Source organism: Enterobacter cloacae complex sp. SHL020 (genome assembly GCF_049236945.1).
In the GTDB taxonomy this organism is placed as follows: Bacteria; Pseudomonadota; Gammaproteobacteria; order Enterobacterales; family Enterobacteriaceae; genus Enterobacter; species Enterobacter dykesii.
This window is the reverse complement of the sequence record NZ_JBMKJF010000001.1, coordinates 495,846-516,844: the sequence shown is the minus strand read 5'-3', so window position 1 is coordinate 516,844 and position 20,999 is coordinate 495,846. Positions and strand designations below refer to the sequence as shown.

The 20,999-nt window shown below is 54.6% G+C and carries 24 protein-coding genes; 9 read left to right on the top strand and 15 right to left on the bottom strand.

Translation table 11 applies throughout. The features are described from left to right. Positions 1-4 precede the first annotated feature (4 nt). Complete coding sequence (paaY, locus tag ACOTZB_RS02425; RefSeq protein ID WP_106105952.1) at positions 5-601, top strand: phenylacetic acid degradation protein PaaY; 597 nt, start codon at positions 5-7, stop codon at positions 599-601. On the opposite strand, the gene ACOTZB_RS02420 is transcribed toward paaY, so the two are convergent. Next, on the bottom strand, positions 510-1,781 hold the full coding sequence (locus ACOTZB_RS02420) for a serine hydrolase domain-containing protein (RefSeq protein WP_421626418.1): 1,272 nt from the start codon (positions 1,779-1,781) through the stop codon (positions 510-512). The two genes, paaY and ACOTZB_RS02420, sit on opposite strands and share 92 nt — an antisense overlap. Before the next feature lie 137 nt (positions 1,782-1,918). Between ACOTZB_RS02420 and ACOTZB_RS02415 the strand changes: the two genes are divergently transcribed. Further along, positions 1,919-2,401 carry a glutathione peroxidase gene (locus tag ACOTZB_RS02415; protein ID WP_421626417.1) on the top strand — a complete coding sequence of 161 codons (483 nt, stop codon included), beginning with the start codon at positions 1,919-1,921 and terminating at the stop codon, positions 2,399-2,401. A gap of 268 nt (positions 2,402-2,669) precedes the next feature. Further along, positions 2,670-3,413, top strand: a complete 744-nt coding sequence (locus tag ACOTZB_RS02410; protein WP_421626416.1) for an LEM-3-like GIY-YIG domain-containing protein — start codon at positions 2,670-2,672, stop codon at positions 3,411-3,413. A gap of 111 nt (positions 3,414-3,524) precedes the next feature. Here ACOTZB_RS02410 and ACOTZB_RS02405 read toward each other — a convergent pair whose 3' ends face one another. After that, positions 3,525-3,965, bottom strand: a complete 441-nt coding sequence (locus tag ACOTZB_RS02405; protein ID WP_420026042.1) for a GNAT family N-acetyltransferase — start codon at positions 3,963-3,965, stop codon at positions 3,525-3,527. 162 nt (positions 3,966-4,127) lie between these two features. Here ACOTZB_RS02405 and ACOTZB_RS02400 point away from each other — a divergent pair, with 162 nt between their 5' ends. Continuing rightward, entirely contained in the window at positions 4,128-4,484 is a 357-nt protein-coding gene (locus ACOTZB_RS02400; protein WP_258768307.1) for a DUF4440 domain-containing protein, read from the top strand. A gap of 80 nt (positions 4,485-4,564) precedes the next feature. Here ACOTZB_RS02400 and ACOTZB_RS02395 read toward each other — a convergent pair whose 3' ends face one another. Both ACOTZB_RS02395 and ACOTZB_RS02390 read right to left on the bottom strand, forming a co-directional pair. Then, positions 4,565-5,002 carry a glyoxalase gene (locus ACOTZB_RS02395; protein ID WP_421626415.1) on the bottom strand — a complete coding sequence of 146 codons (438 nt, stop codon included), beginning with the start codon at positions 5,000-5,002 and terminating at the stop codon, positions 4,565-4,567. An 82-nt stretch (positions 5,003-5,084) separates the two neighbouring features. Further along, the gene (locus ACOTZB_RS02390) at positions 5,085-6,245 is read right to left on the bottom strand and encodes an MFS transporter (RefSeq protein WP_421626414.1); all 1,161 of its coding nucleotides are present in this window, start codon (positions 6,243-6,245) and stop codon (positions 5,085-5,087) included. Between the two features lie 130 nt (positions 6,246-6,375). On the opposite strand from ACOTZB_RS02390, the gene ACOTZB_RS02385 reads away from it, so the two are divergent. After that, positions 6,376-6,912 carry a MarR family winged helix-turn-helix transcriptional regulator gene (locus tag ACOTZB_RS02385; RefSeq protein WP_421626413.1) on the top strand — a complete coding sequence of 179 codons (537 nt, stop codon included), beginning with the start codon at positions 6,376-6,378 and terminating at the stop codon, positions 6,910-6,912. 24 nt (positions 6,913-6,936) lie between these two features. Beyond that, positions 6,937-7,860, top strand: a complete 924-nt coding sequence (locus tag ACOTZB_RS02380) for a LysR substrate-binding domain-containing protein (protein WP_421626412.1) — start codon at positions 6,937-6,939, stop codon at positions 7,858-7,860. A gap of 47 nt (positions 7,861-7,907) precedes the next feature. On the opposite strand, the gene ACOTZB_RS02375 is transcribed toward ACOTZB_RS02380, so the two are convergent. After that, the gene (locus tag ACOTZB_RS02375; protein ID WP_193804406.1) at positions 7,908-8,378 is read right to left on the bottom strand and encodes a hypothetical protein; all 471 of its coding nucleotides are present in this window, start codon (positions 8,376-8,378) and stop codon (positions 7,908-7,910) included. A gap of 266 nt (positions 8,379-8,644) precedes the next feature. Here ACOTZB_RS02375 and ACOTZB_RS02370 point away from each other — a divergent pair, with 266 nt between their 5' ends. Next, entirely contained in the window at positions 8,645-9,121 is a 477-nt protein-coding gene (locus tag ACOTZB_RS02370) for a WbuC family cupin fold metalloprotein (protein WP_193804405.1), read from the top strand. Between the two features lie 65 nt (positions 9,122-9,186). Here the strand turns inward: ACOTZB_RS02370 and ACOTZB_RS02365 are convergent, their stop codons facing one another. The 7 genes from ACOTZB_RS02365 to ACOTZB_RS02335 all read right to left on the bottom strand — a co-directional run bounded on the left by ACOTZB_RS02365 (position 9,187) and on the right by ACOTZB_RS02335 (position 17,218). Then, positions 9,187-9,729 carry a cysteine hydrolase family protein gene (locus tag ACOTZB_RS02365; RefSeq protein ID WP_421626411.1) on the bottom strand — a complete coding sequence of 181 codons (543 nt, stop codon included), beginning with the start codon at positions 9,727-9,729 and terminating at the stop codon, positions 9,187-9,189. A gap of 299 nt (positions 9,730-10,028) precedes the next feature. Next, complete coding sequence (locus ACOTZB_RS02360) at positions 10,029-10,628, bottom strand: NAD(P)H-dependent oxidoreductase (protein WP_421626410.1); 600 nt, start codon at positions 10,626-10,628, stop codon at positions 10,029-10,031. Positions 10,629-10,701: 73 nt separating this feature from the next. Continuing rightward, on the bottom strand, positions 10,702-11,295 hold the full coding sequence (locus ACOTZB_RS02355) for a TetR/AcrR family transcriptional regulator (protein WP_421626409.1): 594 nt from the start codon (positions 11,293-11,295) through the stop codon (positions 10,702-10,704). A 34-nt stretch (positions 11,296-11,329) separates the two neighbouring features. Continuing rightward, positions 11,330-14,419, bottom strand: coding sequence for an efflux RND transporter permease subunit (locus tag ACOTZB_RS02350; RefSeq protein ID WP_421626408.1), 3,090 nt, complete (start codon positions 14,417-14,419; stop codon positions 11,330-11,332). Then, a complete protein-coding gene (locus ACOTZB_RS02345) occupies positions 14,416-15,525 on the bottom strand; it encodes an efflux RND transporter periplasmic adaptor subunit (protein ID WP_421626407.1) in 1,110 nt (369 codons plus the stop codon). The genes ACOTZB_RS02350 and ACOTZB_RS02345 overlap by 4 nt, the downstream gene beginning before the upstream one ends. Positions 15,526-15,600: 75 nt before the next feature. After that, the gene (locus ACOTZB_RS02340; RefSeq protein WP_126328458.1) at positions 15,601-16,215 is read right to left on the bottom strand and encodes a TetR/AcrR family transcriptional regulator; all 615 of its coding nucleotides are present in this window, start codon (positions 16,213-16,215) and stop codon (positions 15,601-15,603) included. A 208-nt stretch (positions 16,216-16,423) separates the two neighbouring features. After that, positions 16,424-17,218, bottom strand: a complete 795-nt coding sequence (locus ACOTZB_RS02335) for an SDR family NAD(P)-dependent oxidoreductase (protein ID WP_421626406.1) — start codon at positions 17,216-17,218, stop codon at positions 16,424-16,426. A 96-nt stretch (positions 17,219-17,314) separates the two neighbouring features. On the opposite strand from ACOTZB_RS02335, the gene ACOTZB_RS02330 reads away from it, so the two are divergent. Next, positions 17,315-17,683 (top strand): MerR family transcriptional regulator, encoded by a 369-nt coding sequence (locus ACOTZB_RS02330; RefSeq protein ID WP_421626405.1) that lies wholly within the window; start codon positions 17,315-17,317, stop codon positions 17,681-17,683. Positions 17,684-17,727: 44 nt separating this feature from the next. Here the strand turns inward: ACOTZB_RS02330 and ACOTZB_RS02325 are convergent, their stop codons facing one another. The 3 genes from ACOTZB_RS02325 to ACOTZB_RS02315 all read right to left on the bottom strand — a co-directional run bounded on the left by ACOTZB_RS02325 (position 17,728) and on the right by ACOTZB_RS02315 (position 19,753). Further along, positions 17,728-18,042 (bottom strand): PTS sugar transporter subunit IIB, encoded by a 315-nt coding sequence (locus ACOTZB_RS02325; protein WP_421626404.1) that lies wholly within the window; start codon positions 18,040-18,042, stop codon positions 17,728-17,730. A gap of 142 nt (positions 18,043-18,184) precedes the next feature. Further along, positions 18,185-18,784: an HAD-IB family phosphatase gene (locus ACOTZB_RS02320; protein WP_248237591.1), complete on the bottom strand. Its 600-nt coding sequence runs from the start codon at positions 18,782-18,784 to the stop codon at positions 18,185-18,187. A 57-nt stretch (positions 18,785-18,841) separates the two neighbouring features. Then, positions 18,842-19,753, bottom strand: a complete 912-nt coding sequence (locus ACOTZB_RS02315; RefSeq protein ID WP_421626403.1) for a LysR family transcriptional regulator — start codon at positions 19,751-19,753, stop codon at positions 18,842-18,844. A gap of 99 nt (positions 19,754-19,852) precedes the next feature. On the opposite strand from ACOTZB_RS02315, the gene ACOTZB_RS02310 reads away from it, so the two are divergent. Beyond that, positions 19,853-20,968, top strand: coding sequence for an alkene reductase (locus ACOTZB_RS02310; protein ID WP_421626402.1), 1,116 nt, complete (start codon positions 19,853-19,855; stop codon positions 20,966-20,968). The last annotated feature ends 31 nt before the right edge of the window (positions 20,969-20,999 follow it).

Genomic DNA, 20,999 nt, shown 5'->3' with positions numbered 1-20,999 from the left:
GAAGATGCCTGTTTATCAAATTGACGGCCTGACGCCGGTCGTGCCTGACGAGAGCTATGTTCATCCGACGGCGGTGCTGATTGGGGACGTGATTCTGGGTAAAGGCGTTTACGTCGGTCCTAACGCCAGCCTGCGCGGTGATTTTGGCCGCATCGTGGTGAAAGACGGTGCCAACATTCAGGATAACTGCGTGATGCATGGCTTCCCTGAGCAGGACACGGTGGTGGAAGAGGACGGGCATATCGGCCACAGCGCCATTCTGCACGGCTGCGTGATCCGCCGCAATGCGCTGGTGGGCATGAACGCGGTGGTGATGGACGGGGCGGTCATCGGTGAAAACAGCATCGTCGGCGCGGCGGCGTTCGTGAAGGCGAAAGCGGAGATGCCCGCCAACCATTTGATTATCGGCAGCCCGGCCAAAGCGATTCGTGAACTCAGCGAGCAGGAGCTGGCGTGGAAACGGCAGGGCACGCGGGAGTATCAGGTTTTGGTGGAACGCTGCAAGCTCACTATGCACCAGGTGGAGCCGCTGCGCGAGGCTGAGCCTGACCGGAAACGGCTGACGTTTGATGAGAATTTAAGGCCGAAGTCGGCGGTGTAGGGCTCTGGCTGTCTTTTTTCGCCATATCCATCAACAGCGCGATGCCAATGTAATTACTCCAGTTAAAGGTATTTTGCAGCACCACCACCGCATTGCCTTTTTCTTTGTCATAACCGATAAAGCTGGAGTAGCCGCCGATATAGCCGACCTGATAGGTTATTTTTTCCAGACCGATAAAGTCGGTGGTCCAGGCAATACCCTGTACTCCGTCGGGACGTTGAATATCGGTGTTTCTCACTTCGGCAAAGACGCTGTCCAGCAAGGGATTATGCGTCGTCGATACGTGATAGCGGGCATAGTTCGCCAGATCTTCGGCGTTACTGTATAAGCTCGCTGCCGCCACCATGTTGTTGGAAAAATGCCAGTCCGGCGTGAGCTGTCCGCGCGGGATGAATTTCGGCTGATCGCCCGCGTGGCCGAGCGCCCGCTGCGGGTAGCCTTTTAGCTGCTGGGGAATAAAGCTGCTGTTAGCCATGTGCAGCGGACGGAATATATAGCGCGAGGCTAAACTCTGGATATCTTCGCCGGTTTTGTGCTTTAGGATATAGCCGATCAGGGCGTAGCCGGTATTGGAGTATTGCGGCACTTTATTCTCTGGCGCCCGCCAGTCGGCGAGGTAACGCAGCACGTTATCGCTATCCAGCTCGCCGTAGAAATTATCGCCCGTGCTTAAATAGGTGATGAATTTCCCAAGCATCGGAACATCCATATTCTGACGCGGCAGGCCGGAGGTGTGGGTTACCAGTTCAAGCAGGGTGATTTTTTGTGCATCCGCGCTAAGCGGCGTACCCGGCGGAAGCAATGTCGCCAGGCGATCGTTCCAGTTCAGTTGCCCTTCATTCACCAGGCACGCCACCACTTCCGCCGTGATCCCTTTGCTGAGCGAGCCGAGCGCAAACAGGGTGTCGGGCCTGACCGGATAACGATTGACCGCATCGGTTACGCCCCAGGTATAAAACTGCGGCGAGCCGTGATTATGGATCACCGCGACCGTCATCCCGGGAACGGATTTTTGCGCCATATAGTGACGCACCACGCTGTCCACGTCGCCATCCAGCGAATCATGGGTGAGAAGTTCCTGAGTACCTTCCGGGGAGGACATTTGCGAGAGCGTGCCACAGCCGCTGAGGAGTGGGAGAGTAAGCAGAAGCCAGCGAGTTTTTTTTGTTATGTTCTGCATACCTGATAGCGAGTGTGGTGGTCATTGACGCGCCAGGAATGTATCACAAATAGCCTGCCTGAATGTAAACTTTCTAAACGGCGGCGGCCCTGTTGATGGTCACCGTGACTTTTCGGCCAGCCTTGAGGGATTTCAGTATGACTCGCTTTTATCAACTTACCGCCACCCGCCTGGATGGCCGCCTTATCTCAATGGCCGACTATGCGGGAAAGGTGGTATTGGTCGTCAATACCGCCAGCCAGTGTGGCTTCACGCCGCAATATGCTGGCCTTGAAGCGCTATACAAAAAATACGCCGATCGAGGATTCGTGGTGCTGGGCTTCCCCTGTAACCAGTTCGGCAAACAGGAACCCGGCGGCGCCGATGAAATCTCGAAGACCTGTTATATCAACTACGGCGTGAGCTTCCCGATGTTTGAGAAGGTTGAGGTCAACGGTAGCGCAGCGCACCCGCTGTATCGTTATCTGAAAAACGAATTGCCCGGCGTGCTGGGTGAGCGGATCAAGTGGAATTTTACCAAGTTTCTGATCGGCCGCGACGGTAAACCACTTAAGCGTTTTGCTCCGATGACCACGCCAGAGAAAATGGAGGGGGCGATTGTGGAAGCTTTGCGGAGGTAGGCGTTGTAGTGACTGGAGCATTCCACAAATCGAGTGCTAACGAAAAATGAATTCTATGGAAGCTGGCAACGGACGTCCCTCGATTGTGGAAGATCTTACTGCCTTTCCTTATGACTGCTTTGTGCCACACGCGGACGTTGCTAACTTTGGTCCTTATTTATCAATGGAGGTAGATCAGTCAATCTATATGCTATTTGTTTTGCTCTTAAGTTCTGAACTATGGTGCCGATAGGGAAATTAAGTACTTTTGTCCTAAGGAAGCAAGGTTGTGAAAGATTTTTCAAAATACTCGAAAGCGTTAGGGATGGCTAAGTTCTATGTTTATGCATTTTATGACACTGAAGATGTATCAAAAAAACCGTTTTATATAGGCAAAGGCAAGTCAGAACGCTGTCTTGATCATATAAAGTGTAATGATGGCTCTCCGAAATCAGAACGAATTAATCATCTGTTAAAAACAGGAAATCTGGGAATCGACATACTACGCCATGGCATGGATGAGGCAACCGCGAAGCTTGTTGAAGCAACATGTATTGATCTCTTAGGTGTTGGAGAACTGACCAACAAAGTACGAGGAAGCAGCTCACTTATGGGGCGAATCACGCTGGATGAGCTCAACCATCTCCTTCTTAAGCAAGAGACGGAAATTGCACCTGAACATGCAGGGCTCGCTTTTTTGCTAAACAGCACCTACAAGTCTGGCATGAGTGCACTTGCATTATATGAAGCTACGCGTGGCGTCTGGGCAAAAGTACCAAAAGATGAAAACCTGCAATTTGCATACGCAACCTACGGCGGTTTGGTGATGGAAGTCTACGAGATACAGTGCTGGCTAAAGGCAGGCTCTCAACAGTACTTTACTCGGGAACTAATTATCCCCCCCGAAACCAACCGTTCAGAGTTTGTTGGGCGAATTGCATCATCAGAAGTCAGAGAATTATACGTAGGCAAGCTAATCAAAAAATCGCGCAGTCACGGTAGCCCTTTCGTAAAAGTTGGGCTGACACAATAAACCGACTTGCTTTCCATTCATTGGTTAATACACCTTAATGCTACTCATGTTGTTGAGGCTGCCAATGTCCGTTTCGTGCCAGGAGCAGACGTTTACGAAAGAGGTCTTTGCTCAAATGCAGCGACGTTTCTCTAATATAATATCGGATTCGCTTACATTTTCTTTCTCAATCCAGCCCTGCCGCCTATAAAATTCTGCCGCACGACTGTTTTTGTCGGTTTCAAGCCATGCAACCTCATGATGTTTGAATAATTCCTGCTCTGCGAGTCTAACAAGTCTGCGACCCAAACCTCGGCCTTCATATTTAGGTAGAACAAATGCCGCAAAAAGGCATGCTTCATCAGGCAAAATCATTGAAAAACCAATCACTTTCCCATCATCCTCAGCAACCCATGCGCAACGACTTTTTTCAATCATATCGGTGACAACGCTCTCGGTAATTCCCATCCGCTCCATTTCTTCTCGACTGAGATGATTTTCTTTAACCGAAGTCCTGACGTCAAAAATACCCTCTATATCAGAGGATAGAGCTAATCTTGTCCTTATATTCATCGTATTATTCCAGTCATGATACAGTGTTATTTTGATGATTAACCCGCTCATAGCAGATCCACAGCGCTGCATTTCACATTAGATCTGCGCCGGGGACGGACGTTGCATTCCAGCGATTATCACCTTAATAGTTAATGTTCGATTGTGATAAGGGCAAATACTATGCTACTGGATACGTTAAAAAGACTCGAATGTTTTCTTCATGGCAGTAGGCGGAAAGATCGGATATGGCTTGAACAGATACTCCATGAGAGATTTAGCGAAATAACGCGCTCAGGAGTATTTGTTAATCGTGCACAGACTATTGAAGCCCTTTCGGGGGAAGATAGCGTTCCAGCTATTCTTAGTAGTGATTTCCGGCTTACCATCGTTGGAGATAATTTCGCAATTTTGCACTACAGAACTGTCAATCCAGATGGCAGTAATGCATCCCTTCGTTCTTCATGCTGGGAAATCTCTGAGGATGGGCAATGGAAATTAGTGTTCCATCAGGGAACACCTGAGGCAGAGAGCATGTAGTCGTCAAATTCAACGTCCGCTGCTCGCTCAAAGCAGACATTACCCTTATGCAAGTCTGCTTCGCGCAAAGAGAAAACCCATTACCCCCGCAGCCACGGCGTAATCGTCAGCCCGGTAAGCAAACCTTCCGGGCTGAGCAGGCGAGTGACGGTTTGCCCCCACGGTTCCAAACGGTTAGCCACCAGTAGCCGATAGCCTTTTTCACTCAGAACGCGGGTAGCCGAGTCCAGATCCTGAACCTCGTACTCAACCCAACCCTGCGGTATCGGGTACTCAACTGGCCACTGTTCTTCTCCAAAACAGGACGCGGCTGCCTGTGCAAGCGGCCAGACGGCGAAATGCTTCACGCCTTCCAGCTGACCCTCTTCAGTGAGCAGATAATCGCTGTTCCCCTCCATCGGCTTCAGCGGAAGGCCGAGTGTCTGGACATAAAACGCGGTGCAGGACTCCGTATCCCGCGAAATGGGCCCGAACCCGGCGACGAACAAGACATCAATTTCCGGTAACGTCTGCGGCATATCCACTCCTGAATGAGGTGAAATTCACCCTGAATTTATCTTACGACTGGCTCAAATACGACTCTCAATTCTGGTATCGCATTCATCGTGCCTGCACGTCCACGACGGGTTTAAAATTCAGCGCGATAACGATCAGCAGCACGACTCCCGCACTCATGATCAGCCATGCGCTGGTCAGCGAGACCGAACTGTCGCGAACGATCCCCGCTATTAGCGGCATAAGCGCGGCAATCATGTAACCGCCACCCTGAACTTTAGACAGCAACTTCCCGGCCTGCGCGGGCGTTCGCGCATGATCGAACGTGACGATGAGCGACAGCGGGAAGAGGGCGCCGATCCCGGTGCCAAGCAGCAGCGTGGATAAAACAGGCGTCGTACCCGGCGCAAAGACCAGACACAGTAATCCTGCCAGCAGCAACAGCAATACGGCGATCAGCGGCACGCGGCGGTCGGGGAATTTACCGATCAGCGCGGAGACGGCAAACCCTGCGACAACCTCGGTTAACGTCAGCCAGGCCAGCATGTAGCCGCTGCTGCGTGCGGACCATCCCGCCTGAATATAGAGCGGGGGCAACCAGGCCAGTACCAGCGTGTAGGCTCCCGTTCCCACGCCGAAAAAGATCGCCAGTAGTACTGTCCGGGAGGACGAGAGCATCACGTTTTCGTGTGCTGTTTTTTCCCCTTGAGGATGCTTAACCAGCGTTAACCACAGTATCAGCGCAAGCAGCGCTAACAGCCCGGCTATGGCCAGCGCGGGCTTGAGCGCGAGCCATGAAAACAACGGCTCGGCGCTGGCGGCGGCGACTGCCGCACCGGCCATAATGCCCGTGCTGAAAAGCGACATTACCGTGCTGGCCGTTTGCGTATATTCCTTTTTAATCAGGGCAGGCATTAACGCCTGGATCGTGCCGATGCTGGCCCCGCCCAGTAACGCGGTGCCCATAAGGCTCTCCGGTGAGGCGCTCAAACCGCGTAATAAGCAGGCCACAAGCAGGATGAAGAGCCCGAGCATAATGCCTCGTACGGCGCCGACTCTGGCTAAAAGCCAGGGCCCACACAGGGCGGCCAGCCCCATCATCGCGACCGGTAGGCTAGTCAGCAGGCTGAATTGCGTGGCGGTCAGTCCCGCTTCGCGCTGCAGCACGGAAAACAACGGTCCGACAGAAGCCAGAATAGGGCGCAGGTTCAGCCCGACGATAAATGCGATAACGGCGAAGAGTATAGGCGACGTGCGTTTCAACATGGAGTCCTTTTCGATTGTTAATGGCCCGGGCAAATTGCTACGAGCATTTATCTTAACGTTAAGATAAAATGTGTTTTTGCGTAAGATGTACCGCACAACAGGATAAATTCGCACGCCATCAGGGGTGAAAATGCAAGACCATGTAGACTTCGTTGTCGGCCAGTGGAGCCGCGCCATGCCGGAACTGGACGCCTCGTCGATGAAAATTTTTGGCCGAATGCTCAGGCTGATGAAGCATCTGGGAAAAGAATGGGCGCAGGCGATGGCGCAGTTTGGTTTTCGCGAGGGCGAGTTTGACGTGCTCGCCACGCTGCGCCGAGCCGATGAGCCGTACTGTCTTTCCCCCACGCAGCTGTATAAATCGCTGCTGATCACTTCAGGGGCGATGACGAACCGGCTCAGCCATCTCGAACAGCAAGGGCTTATCAGGCGAATTGCCGATCCGGATGACAAGCGCAGCACCCTCGTAAGCCTGACGCCGTACGGGCAGGAGCGTATCGAACAGGCGCTGATTGTGCATACACAAACCCAAAATGCGCTGCTGAGCAGCTTGTCTGAGCCGCAGCGCGCGCAGCTTGAGTCCCTGCTCAGGGAGCTGCTGCTGACGTTCTCATCTGAGGACCTGAGCGACAGGTCACCGAGTGCCGATAATACAAACACTGCATAGCTAAACCTCACAGAAAGGGAACGTATGTCTTTACCTCCACTGTATGCGCTGCGCGCTTTCGAAGTTGCCGCGAGGCTGAACTCCTTCAGCAAAGCGGCTGAAGCACTGAATATCACGCCGGGCGCGGTCAGCAGGCATGTCCGGACGCTCGAGCAGTGGTTCGACTGCGAGCTCTTTAAACGCCAGGGGCCGCGAGTGGAGGTCACTGATGCCGGACGTATTCTGGCCGGACAGCTCAGCGAAAGTTTCTCGAATATTGAGTGGGCGTGTCGCGCCTTCAGAAGCGAAAATCATCTTCTGCGACTCAAAGCCCCCAGCACCCTGACGATGCGGTGGCTTCTGAATGTGCTTAAATCCTTTCGCGAGAACCACGCGAAGCCAAAAATTGAAATTGCCAGCGTCTGGATGGACTTCGACACCGTTGACTTCAGCCGTGAGCCCTACGATTGTGCGATCCTGCTCGGTAATGGCTATTTCGGCGAGTCAACGGAAAGCAGGCTGCTCTTCAGTGAATGGCTCATTCCGGTTTGTACCCCGTCGCTGCTTGAGTCTGCCCGGCATCAGCTTGCGCAGTGCGATCTTATCCATCCCTCTCCTGACAGACGGGACTGGAAGCGCTGGCTGAAAAGAACCGGGTTATTCCCCGGGCTTGACGTAAGTCGTGGGATCGTGTTCGACACCCTGGAGCAGGGAAGCCTGGCCGCCATGCACGGTCACGGCGTGGCGATGGCCGACCTCCGCCTCACGCTCGACGCGCTGAAAAGCGGCCTGCTCGCGCTGCCCTTCAGGGAAGCTATCGCAACCGGCGATGGCTACTACCTTGTCTGGCCGAAAAACTCGCTCAGAAGACAGAGTATTGAACAGTTGCTGGCGTGGCTTAACCTTAATGCGCCAGTGGTGCCCTCTTTGGATATTGTCTGTCTTGATTACGATGAAAATCGGGTTTAATAAATAGCGGAATATTTATTGAGGGATATTCCGCAGATTGAGCGTATTTATGCGTAGGGAATATTTGCCATCTGTTTATATCGCTCCGGCAATGCGCTGTTCAGGTTGAGTAATTTATCCAGAATATAAAGCGCAGGCGTTCCCTTTGCTCGCTCGGCGTCGATCAGCGCAGTGCGTAACAGATTGGCAGCCGAGGTCATGTCACGGAAATACTCCTGCGATTCAGGCGTCTGAGCTTCGCCTGACGTGGCGTAACGCACCTTTGGCCACTCCGCAAAGTCCAGCAGCGGAAGGATCCCATCCTCTTTTGGTAAATGCGCTGAGAGCAACTCTTCGGCGTTACCCGGATTGCTTTGGGCGAAAGCCAAAAGATGCAGTCGATGTATGAAAGGCGATAGCGCTTCTGAGCTTTCCTTTTCTGCTGAAAGTAACGTTATCAGCTCATGCACATTTGCATCAGGGCTATATTTATGAGGCGAGATAATATTCAATACAGGGAATAAAACATCGAGTGTCATAGGTGCTCCATACAGGCTTAGTATTATTTATTTTTCTATCCTAGGGGTGAATGGATGGTATTTCAGGTGCATCAATTTTTAAAAACGATAAATAGTGGGAATCAATGTGAGTTTTACTCAACGTTGCGCTTTGGGGGGCGATCACGCGCATCCTCACGTTGCAGCGTTTTGTTTCACAAACGCCATAGCTCATCGGCTTTTTAGGATGGTATAACGTCCTGCGGCAACCGGGTTGTCGCCCGCTGACCCCATTAACAAAGGTGTATATGAAACAAATTACTTTCAGTGACCTGCAGCAGCAAAGCGAGCAGGCGGCTAATTCCCCTCGCTTACGCGCGCACCGCAATTTACATCCCGAGCTGAGCGACCCGGTACAACGCCTGGCTATCGCGATGGAGCCAGGTACCTATGTTCGCCCTCATCGCCACCCGCACACGTTTGAACTGCTGACGGCGCTGAGCGGTCGCTTTCTGGTGTTGAATTTTGATGACGGCGGTAACGTGACCCGGCGCGTGGTGTTAGGTGAAGACTGCAAAGTGCTGGAGATGGATGCTGGTACCTGGCATGCCGTGCTGTCGCTGGATAAAGGCGGCGTCATTTTTGAGGTGAAACACGGGGGGTATCAGCCCGTGCCCGAGCATGATACCGCCCCATGGTCACCGGCAGAAAACGAGCCCGGCACCGGGAAGCTGATGAAATGGTACGCTCAGGCACAGGTGGGTGACGGTGGGTTTACCCTGTAATTATTCTCTTATGTGCCCGGCGCGCGGAAAGGCGAGCCGGGTAAAGAGATCAGCGATCACCTGAGTCAACTCACCGTACTAAAAAGCCAGTCACGAGCAGTCGACAGCGTCACAAACGGGCCTGCCAGCGTGCTGTTGTGATGGGCGATAATATCGCTGGCGGATAAATGTGCGTTATCCATTGTGGTATGCGCATCTGAAATTAATACCGTCCTGAAACCCAGCTCCGGCGCGGCCCGGCAGGTGGTGTCGACACAAAATTCTGTTTTCATCCCGGCAATGACCAGCTGTTTGATACCTCTCTGATTAAGCTCACGCAGCAATTCGGTATCCCGAAAACAGCTGGGATGGCGCTTGGTGAAAACAACATCCTGCTCCTTCACGTCCAGCTCGGGTATCAGCTGCGTTAACGGCCCCTTCTCTGAGAAGGGGGAGTCGTCTGGTCCAACATGGCGGGCAAAAAAGACGGGTACCTGAGCGTGGCGCGCGTTTGCTATTAACAAACGGATATTTGCCAGAACGACATCGGCGGAACAGGGTGAGACCGGGCCCCGGAAGAGGCCCTGCTGCATGTCGATAATTAAGAGAGCATTGTCAGATGAAACCATTTTCTTTCTCCATTCAGAGGGTGGTGAACGGAGAGAGATTTCCCCGTCCAGGCCGGCGGGGAGTGAGGTTCTGTTTGTCAGTCGTTTGCTACAGATACTCTCGCACCGCCGAAGGTTCCGGTGGTGGTGAGGGTGGTTGTTGGCTGAACTGACTTAACCATTTAGTGACCTTTGTTTTTATTTCGCGATTGGCGAAAAAGTACGTTCAGTTATAGCGCAGGTGAAATATGCGCTTCAACACACCAACTTAAGTAGGTGCGCCGTAAGCGTTGCACATTTTTTAGGATAGAAGACTTTGATTATTCAAGGTTCTCGAGCCCCTGCAGAAAATCCTCAACCTGGGCAGGCGTCGCCGTGTCTGCCTGGTAAAGGATATCGAGCTTAACGTTCTTCAACCCGCAGAAGCCAAACACGCCTTCGATTATCTGCGTCTGAATCGCCGTCGAATAGCCGTGTTTGTCGAATCCGCTGAGATCGCTGCCGCCGGTGGCAATCAGGCGGACGGGAACATCGCGTAAGCTGCCCACAATCCGGCCATCGTCGGCCACCTTATACGCCCAGTTCAGGGTTAATACGCGATCGAACCAGCCTTTCAACAGCGCGGGGACCGACCACCAGTACACGGGGAAAACAAACACCAGCATATCCGCTCGCTCGACGCGCTGCTGCTCGCGCAGAATATCTTCAGGAAGGGCGCTCGGATCGCCGTGATACAAATCGAGATCGGCGCGGGTCATCGCCGGATTAAACCCTTCAGCATGCAGATCGGCAATTTCAACCTGCGTACCTTGCTCGCGTAATTTTCCGGCAATACGGGCTGCCAGCGAATGGGATAACGAATTGTCGACAGGATGAGCCGTCACGATCAGTGCGTTATTAATGGCATTTGTAGCAGACATAGCGACCTCGAATGGGTGAGAATTGACGCCTATATTACTATTGGTAACTTAGGTGTCAATCCGCCCCCAGCGATCATTTTGTGCTATTTACGTAGGTCTCCAGCACGCCGGTCATGGCGCCGCTGAGCGTATCTTCCGCCACGTTCCGGGCGAGCACGCCGTTGCCCGCGGCGGTGCTGAGCGCGTCCGCCGCGCCGATGATGGCCGTCAGTACCGCTTCTCCCTGAACGCCTTTCAGCGCGACGAACGGGGAAAGCGCGGTACGCAGGCAGTCGGCGCATTCGGCCACGCATGCCTCACGAAATGTCTGCAGCGCGTGGGAGCCTGACAGCGCGGCGGCGATTGGGCCGGTCTCCGGCCCGGCGGTAATGGCGCAGTCGATATAAGCGGCGCTGAAAAAGCGGATCGTCTTCTCCAGCGTTTTGCTGTCGACCGCCAGCGTCTCGCGGAATTTCGCCAGCTGCCGGTCGCTATAATCCTGGTGCAGCGCCATCAGCAACCCTTCACGATCGCCAAAGTGGTCGTAAGGGATAGGCTTGGTCACGTTGGCCCGCTCGGCCAGATAGCCAAGCGTCAACGCCTCCGTGCCTTGCTGACGAACGATTCCGCGCGCAACCTCCAGCAGCTGCACGCGGCGGTCCTCTTTTCTTAAGCGCTTAACAACCATGCTTTCCTCAGAAGTGTTATCTACTCATGGTAGTTTACACGGTTTTTGCAGGGTGCTGCACCCGTTGTTCAGCAGGGCGGATCCGGAACCAGATCGCATACATTGCGGGCAGGAAGACGAGCGTGACGATCGTCCCGCCCAGCGTTCCGCCGATTAGCGTGTAAGCCAGCGTGCCCCAGAACACCGAATGCGTCAGGGGAATAAACGCCAGCACGGCGGCCATGGCGGTCAGAAGGACCGGGCGCGCGCGCTGGACCGTCGCTTCAACCACCGCCTGGAACGGCTCGAGACCGTCCCTCTGGTTATGATCGATTTGACCGATCAGGATCAGCGTATTGCGCATAAGAATGCCGGAAAGGGCGATCAGACCGACCAGCGCGTTAATGCCAAACGGCTGATTGAAAATCAACAGCACGGGCACTACGCCAATCAGCCCCAGCGGCGCGGTTAAGAACACCATCACCATCGCCGAGATTGAGCGCACCTGCAAAATGATGATCAGCAGCGTCAGGGCAATCATGATCGGGAACAGCGGAATCATTGCCTGCGTGGCTTTGCCCGATTCCTCAATCGAACCCGCCATGTCGATTCGGTATCCGGCCGGCAGCGCATCAACAATCGGCTGAAGCTGCTTCATGATGGCGACCGACACATCCGGTGGCTGAAGATGATTAGCGATATCGCCCCGCACGGTAATCGTCGGGGTGCGATCGCGACGGCGCAGGACCGGATCTTCCATACCGATCTCAATCTTGCCGATTTGAGACAGCGGAACGCGCTGTCCCGCATTGCCGACAAGGGTGAAACCCTCGATTTTGGCCGGATCGAGACGGATATCTCCCGCCGCGCGGCCAATGACCTCAACCGAGCGAATATCTTCCCGCACGGAGGTGACGGGCACGCCTGAGAGCAGAAACTGAAGCTGATCGGCAACGGCACTGGAGGTCAAGCCGGTCGCCTGCAGGCGGTTTTGATCGAGGGTGAAATGCAGGACGGGAACGCGCGACCCCCAGTCAGTGTTGACGGTTCTCATCATCGGGCTTGCCTGAAGCACGGCTTTCACCCTGTCAGCGATGTTATGCACCTGCACGACATCCGGCCCCGACACGCGCCAGGCAACCGGAAAGGGCGAGTACGGGCCAAACACCAGCTGCGTCACCCGCACGCGCGCTTCGGGGGCAAGGCCGTTGGCGACAGCTTCCCTCAGCCGGAGCTTGAGCGCCTCGCGCGACGTCTCGCTGTCCGTCAGGATCACGATTTTCGCAAAAGACGGGTCGGGCAGTTCTGGCGCCATCGCCAGATAAAAACGGGGTGAACCCTGACCAATATAGGCCGTGACAATTTTGGCTTCGGGCTGCTGGCCCAGCCACGCTTCTATTTTTGCGGTAGCGGCGCTGGTTTGCGCAATCGAGGTACCATAGGGCATCTGCACCTCAATCAGTACTTCCGGGCGATCGGAGGTCGGGAAGAATTGTTTTTTAACGAGCCCCATGCCGAGCACGGCCATGATGAAAATGGCGACCACCGACCCGGCCACCCGCCATTTTCTGGCGATAACGCGGACAAGCAGCTGGCGAAAACGGTTATAGCGAGGCGTGTTATAGATGGCGGCATGACCCCCTTCTACTTTAGGGATCGCCGGCAGGATCTTCACCCCAAGATACGGCGTGAACACCACCGCGACAAACCACGAGGCAATCAGGGCGAGGCCGACAATCCAGAACATATTGCTGGTGTATTCCCCGGCGGTCGACTGAGCAAAGCCATTCGGCATAAAGCCAATGGCCGTCACCAGGGTACCGGCCAGCATCGGCGCGGCGGTGTGGCTCCAGGCGTAGGCCGAGGCTTTGATTCTGTCGTAACCTTCCTCCATCTTCACCACCATCATTTCGATGGCGATAATGGCATCGTCAACCAGCAGGCCGAGGGCGAGGATCAGGGAGCCCAGCGTCACGCGGTCGAAGTTTATTCCCGCGGCTTCCATCACCACGAAGACGACCGCCAGCGTCAGCGGGACCGCCGCCGCAACGACCACTCCCACGCGCCAGCCCATGCTGACAAAACACACCACCATGACCACAAGCAGGGCGACGAAGAATTTAATCATGAACTCATCGACCGACGAGCGAATATTCACGGACTGGTCGGTGACCTTAGTCAGGGACATGCCCAGCGGCAGGCTATCATTTATTTTCGCCGTTTCCGTATCCAGCGCTTTACCCAGCGTCAGACCGTTCCAGCCTTCACGCATCACGATGCCCAGCAGAAGGGCGGGCTCATGCTGATTGCGTATCAGCATCGTCGGGGGATCTTCGTAGCCTCGCTCAACCGTTGCCACATCGGACAGCTTGAGCGTTTTGCCCTGAGCTACAAAAGGGGTGTCGCGGATTTTCTGCAGTTCATCAAACGCGCCGTCCAGGCGGATAAAAATCTGCGCGCCTCGGGTCTCAATGGAACCCGCTGCGGCTAGCGCGTTCTGGCTGTTGAGGGCATTGAAAATATCCTGGGGTGAGAGCCCTATCGTCGCCAGACGGTCGTGGGAGAAAGAGATGTAAATCCGCTCGGCCTGTTCGCCGATAATGTTCACTTTCTTCACGCCGGGAACGTGCAGAAGCTGCTGGCGCAGGCCTTCGGCATCGCGGACCAGCTGCCGCTGCGGTTCGCCTTTCGCTTTCAACGCAAAGAGGGCAAAGGTGACATCCGAGAATTCGTCATTGATCATCGGGCCGATGACGCCCGCCGGAAGTCGCTGAGATTCATCTCCAAGCTTCTTACGCGCCTGATAGAACTCCTCCTGCACTTCGGCTGGCGGGGTCTTGTCCTGCAATGACAACGTGATAAACGCCATGCCGGGACGGGTATAGGTTTCGGTACGGTCATACCATTTGAGTTCCTGCAGGCGTTTTTCCAGCGGTTCGGCGACCTGATCCTGAATTTCCTGCGCGGTGGCGCCCGGCCAGACGGTTATCACCGTCATTTGCTTTACCGTGAAGGGCGGATCTTCCGCGCGTCCGAGCCCAAAGAAGGCGTAAATTCCGGCAATCGTAACCAGAACGATCAGAAACAGCGTAATGGAACGTTCGCGGACGGCCAGCGCCGACAGGTTGAAGCGGCTTCCGCTCATGGCGTATTCTCCGCCAGGGCGGCACTGCGTTGCTCGGCAAGCCTGACGACCTCACCTTCGTGCAGAAGATGGGCACCTAACGCAACAATCTTCTCACCGGGCTTCACGCCGCCCGTGACCTGCGCCGCATCTTCACCCACGCTCAGCACCCTGACGGGCGTCCATGCGACCTTTGCCGGCTGGGCGGAAATGCGCCAGACGCCGGGACCTTTTCCTGCATCATAGAGCGAAGCCAGCGGGACCTGCATGACCTGACCTTCCGCTTTATTGTCCTGAATGTTCAGCGTGACGGTCGCCCCCAGCGGCGCGTTCGCCAGCAGGCCATCCAGCACGTAGCGGGCTTCATACGTGCGAGTCGCGGCATCGGCCGAGTCAGACAGCAGGCGCAGCGTTGCGGTGACAGGATGTTTTTCATTGCCATACAGCGTGGCCTGCGCTTCGCTGCCGACGGCAGGACGCAGCGTTTCCGGAAGCTGGACGAGCGCTTCACGCTGTCCCGCTCTGGCGAGCCTGATCGCCACCTGTCCGGCGCTGACGACCTGACCCGGCTCGGCGAGCGTCTCCATGACCACGCCGTCTGAATCCGCCAGCAGTACGGCATAGCCCGTGGCGTTTTGCGCCACGCTGGCCTGCGCCCGGGCGGCGCTGAGATCGGCCCTGGCCGTATCGGCCGCCGCTTTGATCTGGTCATACTCCGAGGCAGACACGGCGCCGGACGCTACAAGTCCGCGATAGCGCGCCTCATCGCTGGAGGCTTTTCGCGCGCGCGCCTGAGCCGCATCCACCGCGCGCTGCTGCGCCTGAGCCTGTAACTTCAGGTCAATCGGATCCAGGCGCAGCAGGGGCTGGCCCTGTTTGACGGTCTGCCCCGTATCAACCAGTCGCTCAAGGATTTTTCCCTGAACTCTGAAACCTAAATCGCTTTGCGTTCTTGCGACCACCACGCCCGTGAAGGCGCGGGCGCTGTTGTTCGCAAGCTCGACGGATGCGGATCGGACAAGCGGTGGCTTGGTGCGCGGATCGTCACTCGCGGAAATATCGCCGCACGCCACCAGGGCAAACGGCAGGAGACATACGGCAACGCGGGCTGAAGTGAGCCTGAGCATGGGGAAACCTTTTCGACGTAACAGGACGGTTTCCGCATTTTCTGACCAGTGACCAAAAAAGTCAATGGTCACAAATTAGGGGGCAAGGCTTCTTAAAATGAGTGAAGAAAGAAGCACCGCCGCGGTGGGAGCCATTTCGAGGTTGTACTGCAGCTGAACGGGATTGATAAAAGGACACATCACCATGTGGATAGCCTGAGTGACCTCATCCAGCGGCGTTTTTCTTTCAAACTCGCCGGCCTGCCTGCCTTCGATAATGATGCTCTCAATCAGCTTCATCAGGCTTTCTGCATACCGTTCTGTCGACGGCCACTGTTCGCGCGCGGCGACGGCGGCGATGTCGTAAAGCTTACGGTCGTGGAAAAACAGCTCGCTTCCCGCCTCGGTGAGCGCTTTGAAAAGGCGGCGGAGTTTTTCGCTTGCTGACGGCGCATCCTCAATGGCGGAAAGCACCGCCGCCATGATCAGCTCCAGGCGGTTAGCGCAGATCACCTCGCCGATAGCCTGTTTAGAATCGAAAAACTTATAAATGTAGGACTTTGAAAAACCGATGGATTTAGCCAGTTCGGCGACGGTGGTTTTTTCATAGCCGTAGTGGCCGAAGTGCTCAAAAGCCGCTTCGACGATTTGCTCTCTGACAGCGTGGTCAAGGGGACCACGTGATGATGGGGGATTCATATTTTTAGTCATTATTTAAGCTTAGCGTGACAGGCTACGATTAACAACGAGTGACCATTTTGAGATTTGGTTACCGTCATTCATCATGCGCCGTTCAGACGGGACGATCAACCATGTGCGGTAAGTGTATCACTGTTTTTCGTGCACTATGGCATCTATCTGCCTGCGATAAGCGAGCATTTCAGCGCAACTCCCTTGCGCTGAACAGAGCCGTTTTTGCTTAGGCTGAACGCGGGCGCAATATTTTTTCAACAATAAGCACCAGACGCCTGCGCGTCACGAACCGGTGTAGCTGCCCCAGAAGCCAGTTACCGCATCCGGTAATCAGGTAGTTACGGTTACTCTCCACGGCCTTCAACGCCAGGGTGACCACCTTGTCTGCGGGCATTCTTTCCCCTACCGAAGCCTCCTCAGCATTCACTACATCAAAAAAGGCCGTATCCGTTGCGCCGGGGCAAAGCGCCAGGACGCGGATGCCCCTGGAACGATATTCTCCCCACAGCGCGTTCGAAAACGAGAGCAGGAAGGCTTTGGTTGCGCCATAAGTCGCCATATAGGGATCCGGTTGTATCGCGGCCGTTGAGGCAACGTTAATAATCACCCCGGATCCTTGCTGCAGCATTCCCGGCAGCAAGGCGTGAGTCAGCTCCACGGGGGCCATGCAGTTTACGTTTATCTCATCACGCTGCCTGTCGATCGACAGTTTTTCGAATGGCCCGTAGGTGGCGAAGCCGGCGCAATTGATCAGAATGTCGGGGACACGCCTCAAGGTTTCAAGCCGTTCCACAATGTGGGGAATGGCTTCCGGCTTCACTAAATCCTGCACGATAATCGTGATGGAGACGCCGTGCTTTCTGGCTAACTCTACGGCAAGCGCCTGCAGCTTTGGCTCGGAGCGGGCGACCAGGATCAACGCCACGCCGCGGGCGGCGAGCTGCCGGGCAAAATCACGGCCTATACCCGAAGAGGCTCCGGTAATCAGTGCTATTTTTCCGGTATAATCAAAAGAATTCATATGCTTAATCCCGTTTCCCTAATGTATGCTGCACAGCATAAACCGTGCACTTAGGTACACGGTCAAGCGTGATTTTTACAAGGTGAGGGCAACGCGATGCGAATTGGTGAACTGTGTGCGAAAACGGGATTGTCGAAAGAGACGGTGCGTTACTATGAGCGACAGGGGCTGTTAGAGAATATCCCGCAACCCAATCGCAGCAATAACTATAAAGTCTATTCCGCCGTCGATTTACAGCGTTTAAACATGATCAAACATGCCAAAATGCTGGGTTTTACCTTAGCTGAAATTTCAGAGGTTTTGGCTGTCTGGGTTGACGACAAATTTACCGCTCAGCAAAAACAGGCGTCTCTGCGCCACAAGCTGCAGCAGCTTGAAGAGAAAGAAGCGGCGTTAATTGAACTCAGAGCCAGGTTGAAAAACGCCCTTAATAAGGTCGGCCAGCCTTGTGTAGACACGTTTTGATCGCCGGGTGAGAGGAGGCCGCAAAACCGATGCGGCCTTATATTTCAGGCAGCAAGTTCAGGCATTTTTTCCTTCACGAAATCCAATACTTTCCTCGCATCGAGAGAGGCATAGGGCAGGCTCTCAATAATGGCGATTGAGCGCGTATTACCCACCGTTTCTTTTATCTCATCGAGTTTGTACTGAATGTGCGGCGCGATGAGGAAACCATCGAAAGCGGGAGCGACGCTGGCGAAGTTATCCAGCCCAACAGCGCTAATCATCAGCGGATAGCCTTCGCGTTCTGCCAGTGACTGCATCTTTTTGGCGAGAGAGTTTGCGGTATTACCAAACAAACAACAGATCAGAAGCTTTTTCATGTTTTGTTCCTCCTGAAAACCGCTCATAGGGTAGTCCTGAGGGTGTCAGCGAAATGCGCGCTATCTCTTATTTTGGCGACAAAATAATTATTGCCGCCTAAGGCCTCTTATTTTGATGTTTTTCTGATATCTCATGTCGGGATCAGGCCATTTCTTTCCACTGATAAAATTTCTTTGAGGCAAGAGAGAGCATGTCTAAATCTTCCTTCGTATCGCCATAGGCATAGATGACGTTGTAGGAAGATAAATCATAATGATCAGTTATCTTCGTTTTTTTTAGGCGAGCGCTGCAGTCACCCTTTTTGTATTCTCCGGTTGCTTTTCCACCTGCAAATGCCACTTCACTGCATAAGAGTTCAAGCCCATTCTGCTCGCACCAGGGTTTAAGGTATAAATCAAGCGAGGCTGAAACCACCACCACCGTATCCCCCTGAGACTTATGCCAGCTGATTTTCTTCATGGCATTCTCCCGCAACAGGGCAGGAATTTCTGTTTTACTGTAGAAAAGCCCGGCGTTTTTTAATTCAGCTTCAGATTTGCCTGCTAACGCTATTCTTACCACTTTTTTTCGTAAAACCGATCCCGATAACGCGCCCAATTTATAGGCGAGGATGTAAGGAAGAAGGCGCAGCTTTCCGCGCCGTAGCGTTTTTTCATCAACGGAACGATAAATAAACGGGGTGAAGGTGTCGGAAAACGTTATCGTTCCATCGAAATCGAAAAAAGCAATATTTGCAGTCATAAGCCGTTCGGACGGGATAATGAATTGTATCGGGTGAGTGTATCACTGTTTATTGCGTTAATGTTTTTTTAGCCAGTCGAGAAAAAACTGGCTAAAAGCCGTGACCTGAAGCGGCTGCAGTTTGCGCTGGGGGTAAACAAGCTGCAGCCCGACATCTTTGCGATCGTATCGGCTAAAGCCGGTGAAGCTGTCGGCAAACAGTACCGTGAGCCTTCCGGTTTCAACATCGTCTTTGACATCCCACCAAGATTTCCCCGCGATGCCAGCTCCGCTGAGTGCCCACTGACGAAGCAATGCCCCGTCGTCGCACACCATGGCAGGCTCTACGCGAACGACGCTTTCCTCTCCATCTTTTTCAAAGCGCCATTCGTTCATCACCACGCCCTGAGACTCAAGCGCCAGGCACCGGTGCTGAGCTAAATCGGCAAACGTGGAGGGAATACCGCGTTCGTTAAGATACTCCCCGGAGGCGACCAGCACCCGATGGTTCGGGCGGATGTTTCTGACGACAAGGCTGCTGTCCGGCAGGTTGCCAAAACGCACGCTCATATCCAGCCGGTTAGCGACCAGGTCCTCAACGTGTTCTCTTAACGAGATGAAAAATTTAACGTCGGGATGGCGTCGGGAGAATTCCACGACGGCGGGGCTGAGATACTGTCTGCCAAAGTCCGAGGGGGCAGAAAGGCGAATGTTGCCGCTGAGCACGCCTTCCTTTTGCGTCAGTAACGACTCGGCGTGATGCACTTCTTCCAGCACGCGCAGCGCGGCATGATAAAACTCTTCCCCGGCGCGGGTCAGCGTGATGGATCGCGTTGAGCGGTGAAACAGGCGCGTCTGGTAACGCTCCTCAATCACCTTCAGCCTGGCCGTCATGGTAGCGGGGGAAAGCGACAGGCGTCGCCCGGCGGCAGAAAGACCGCCGGCCTCGGCCACTTCCACCAGTAACGCCATGTCTTCGAGTTTACCCATTATTCATATTTTCCGAAAAGTGCATCTGCTTTTAGCGTAATTATCAAAACCAGATGCCGCCTGTAAAGTGATTTCATCCAAACCATAAGGGATGAAAACATGCAACGTATCTCACTTTTTGAACGTTACAGGCTGGGTCAGCAAGACCTGAAGAACCGTATCGTCATGGCGCCGATGACCCGCGCGCGCTCCCTTCAGCCGGGAAATATTCCCTCAGCGCTGATGGCGGAGTATTACCGGCAGCGGGCCAGCGCCGGATTAATCATCACGGAAGCCACCCAGATTTCGCCTCAGGGCCAGGGATACTCATGGACGCCGGGCATCCATTCGCCTGAGCAGGTTTCAGGATGGCAGCTCACGACGGGCGCCGTGCATCAGGCGGGCGGGGTGATTTTTTCGCAGCTCTGGCACGTCGGGCGAATGTCGCACGCCAGCTTTCATCAGGATGGTCTGCCCGTCGCCCCGTCAGCACTGGCGCCGGACGCGCAGGTGTGGGTGGTGAACGAAAAGGGCGAAGGCCAAATGGTTGACTGCCCGCAGCCGAGAACCCTCTCGCGCAAGGATATTCACAGCATCATCGCGGACTATCGTCAGGCGGCACTGAATGCCGTCCAGGCCGGTTTTGACGGCGTGGAGGTTCACGGCGGAAACGGCTATCTGATCGACCAGTTCCTGCGTCAAACCTCCAACCAACGCACGGATGAGTACGGCGGTACGCTGGTGAACCGCATCCGTTTTGCCCAGGAGGTGTTAAGCGCGATTGCCGAGGCCATTGGCCGCGAGCGTACGGGCATTCGCCTTTCCCCATTTATTACCCAGCGCGGGATGAACGATCCGCAGGTGACGGAAGCCATACTCGCTCTCGCGGCCTGGTGTGAACAAGAAGTGATTGCGTTCATCCACCTGGCGGAAGCCGACTGGGACGATGCGCCGCAGGTGCCAGAGCAGTTCCGACAATCGCTACGCGAGACGTTTAGCGGAACCCTTATCGTCGCGGGGAACTATAGCCTTGAAAAAGCGGAAAAGATCCTTGCTGCCGGCTATGCCGATTTGATTGCCTTCGGACGGCCGTTTATTGCCAACCCGGATTTACCCCACCGACTGGCGCACCAGCTGCCTCTCGCTCAGGTGCGCGACCCCGCCACGCTGTTTGGCGGCACCGCCACGGGATATACCGATTACCCAACGTACACTCTGCAGGAGGAAACATTATGAACCATAAAACCTTTATTATCGGCGGTATCTC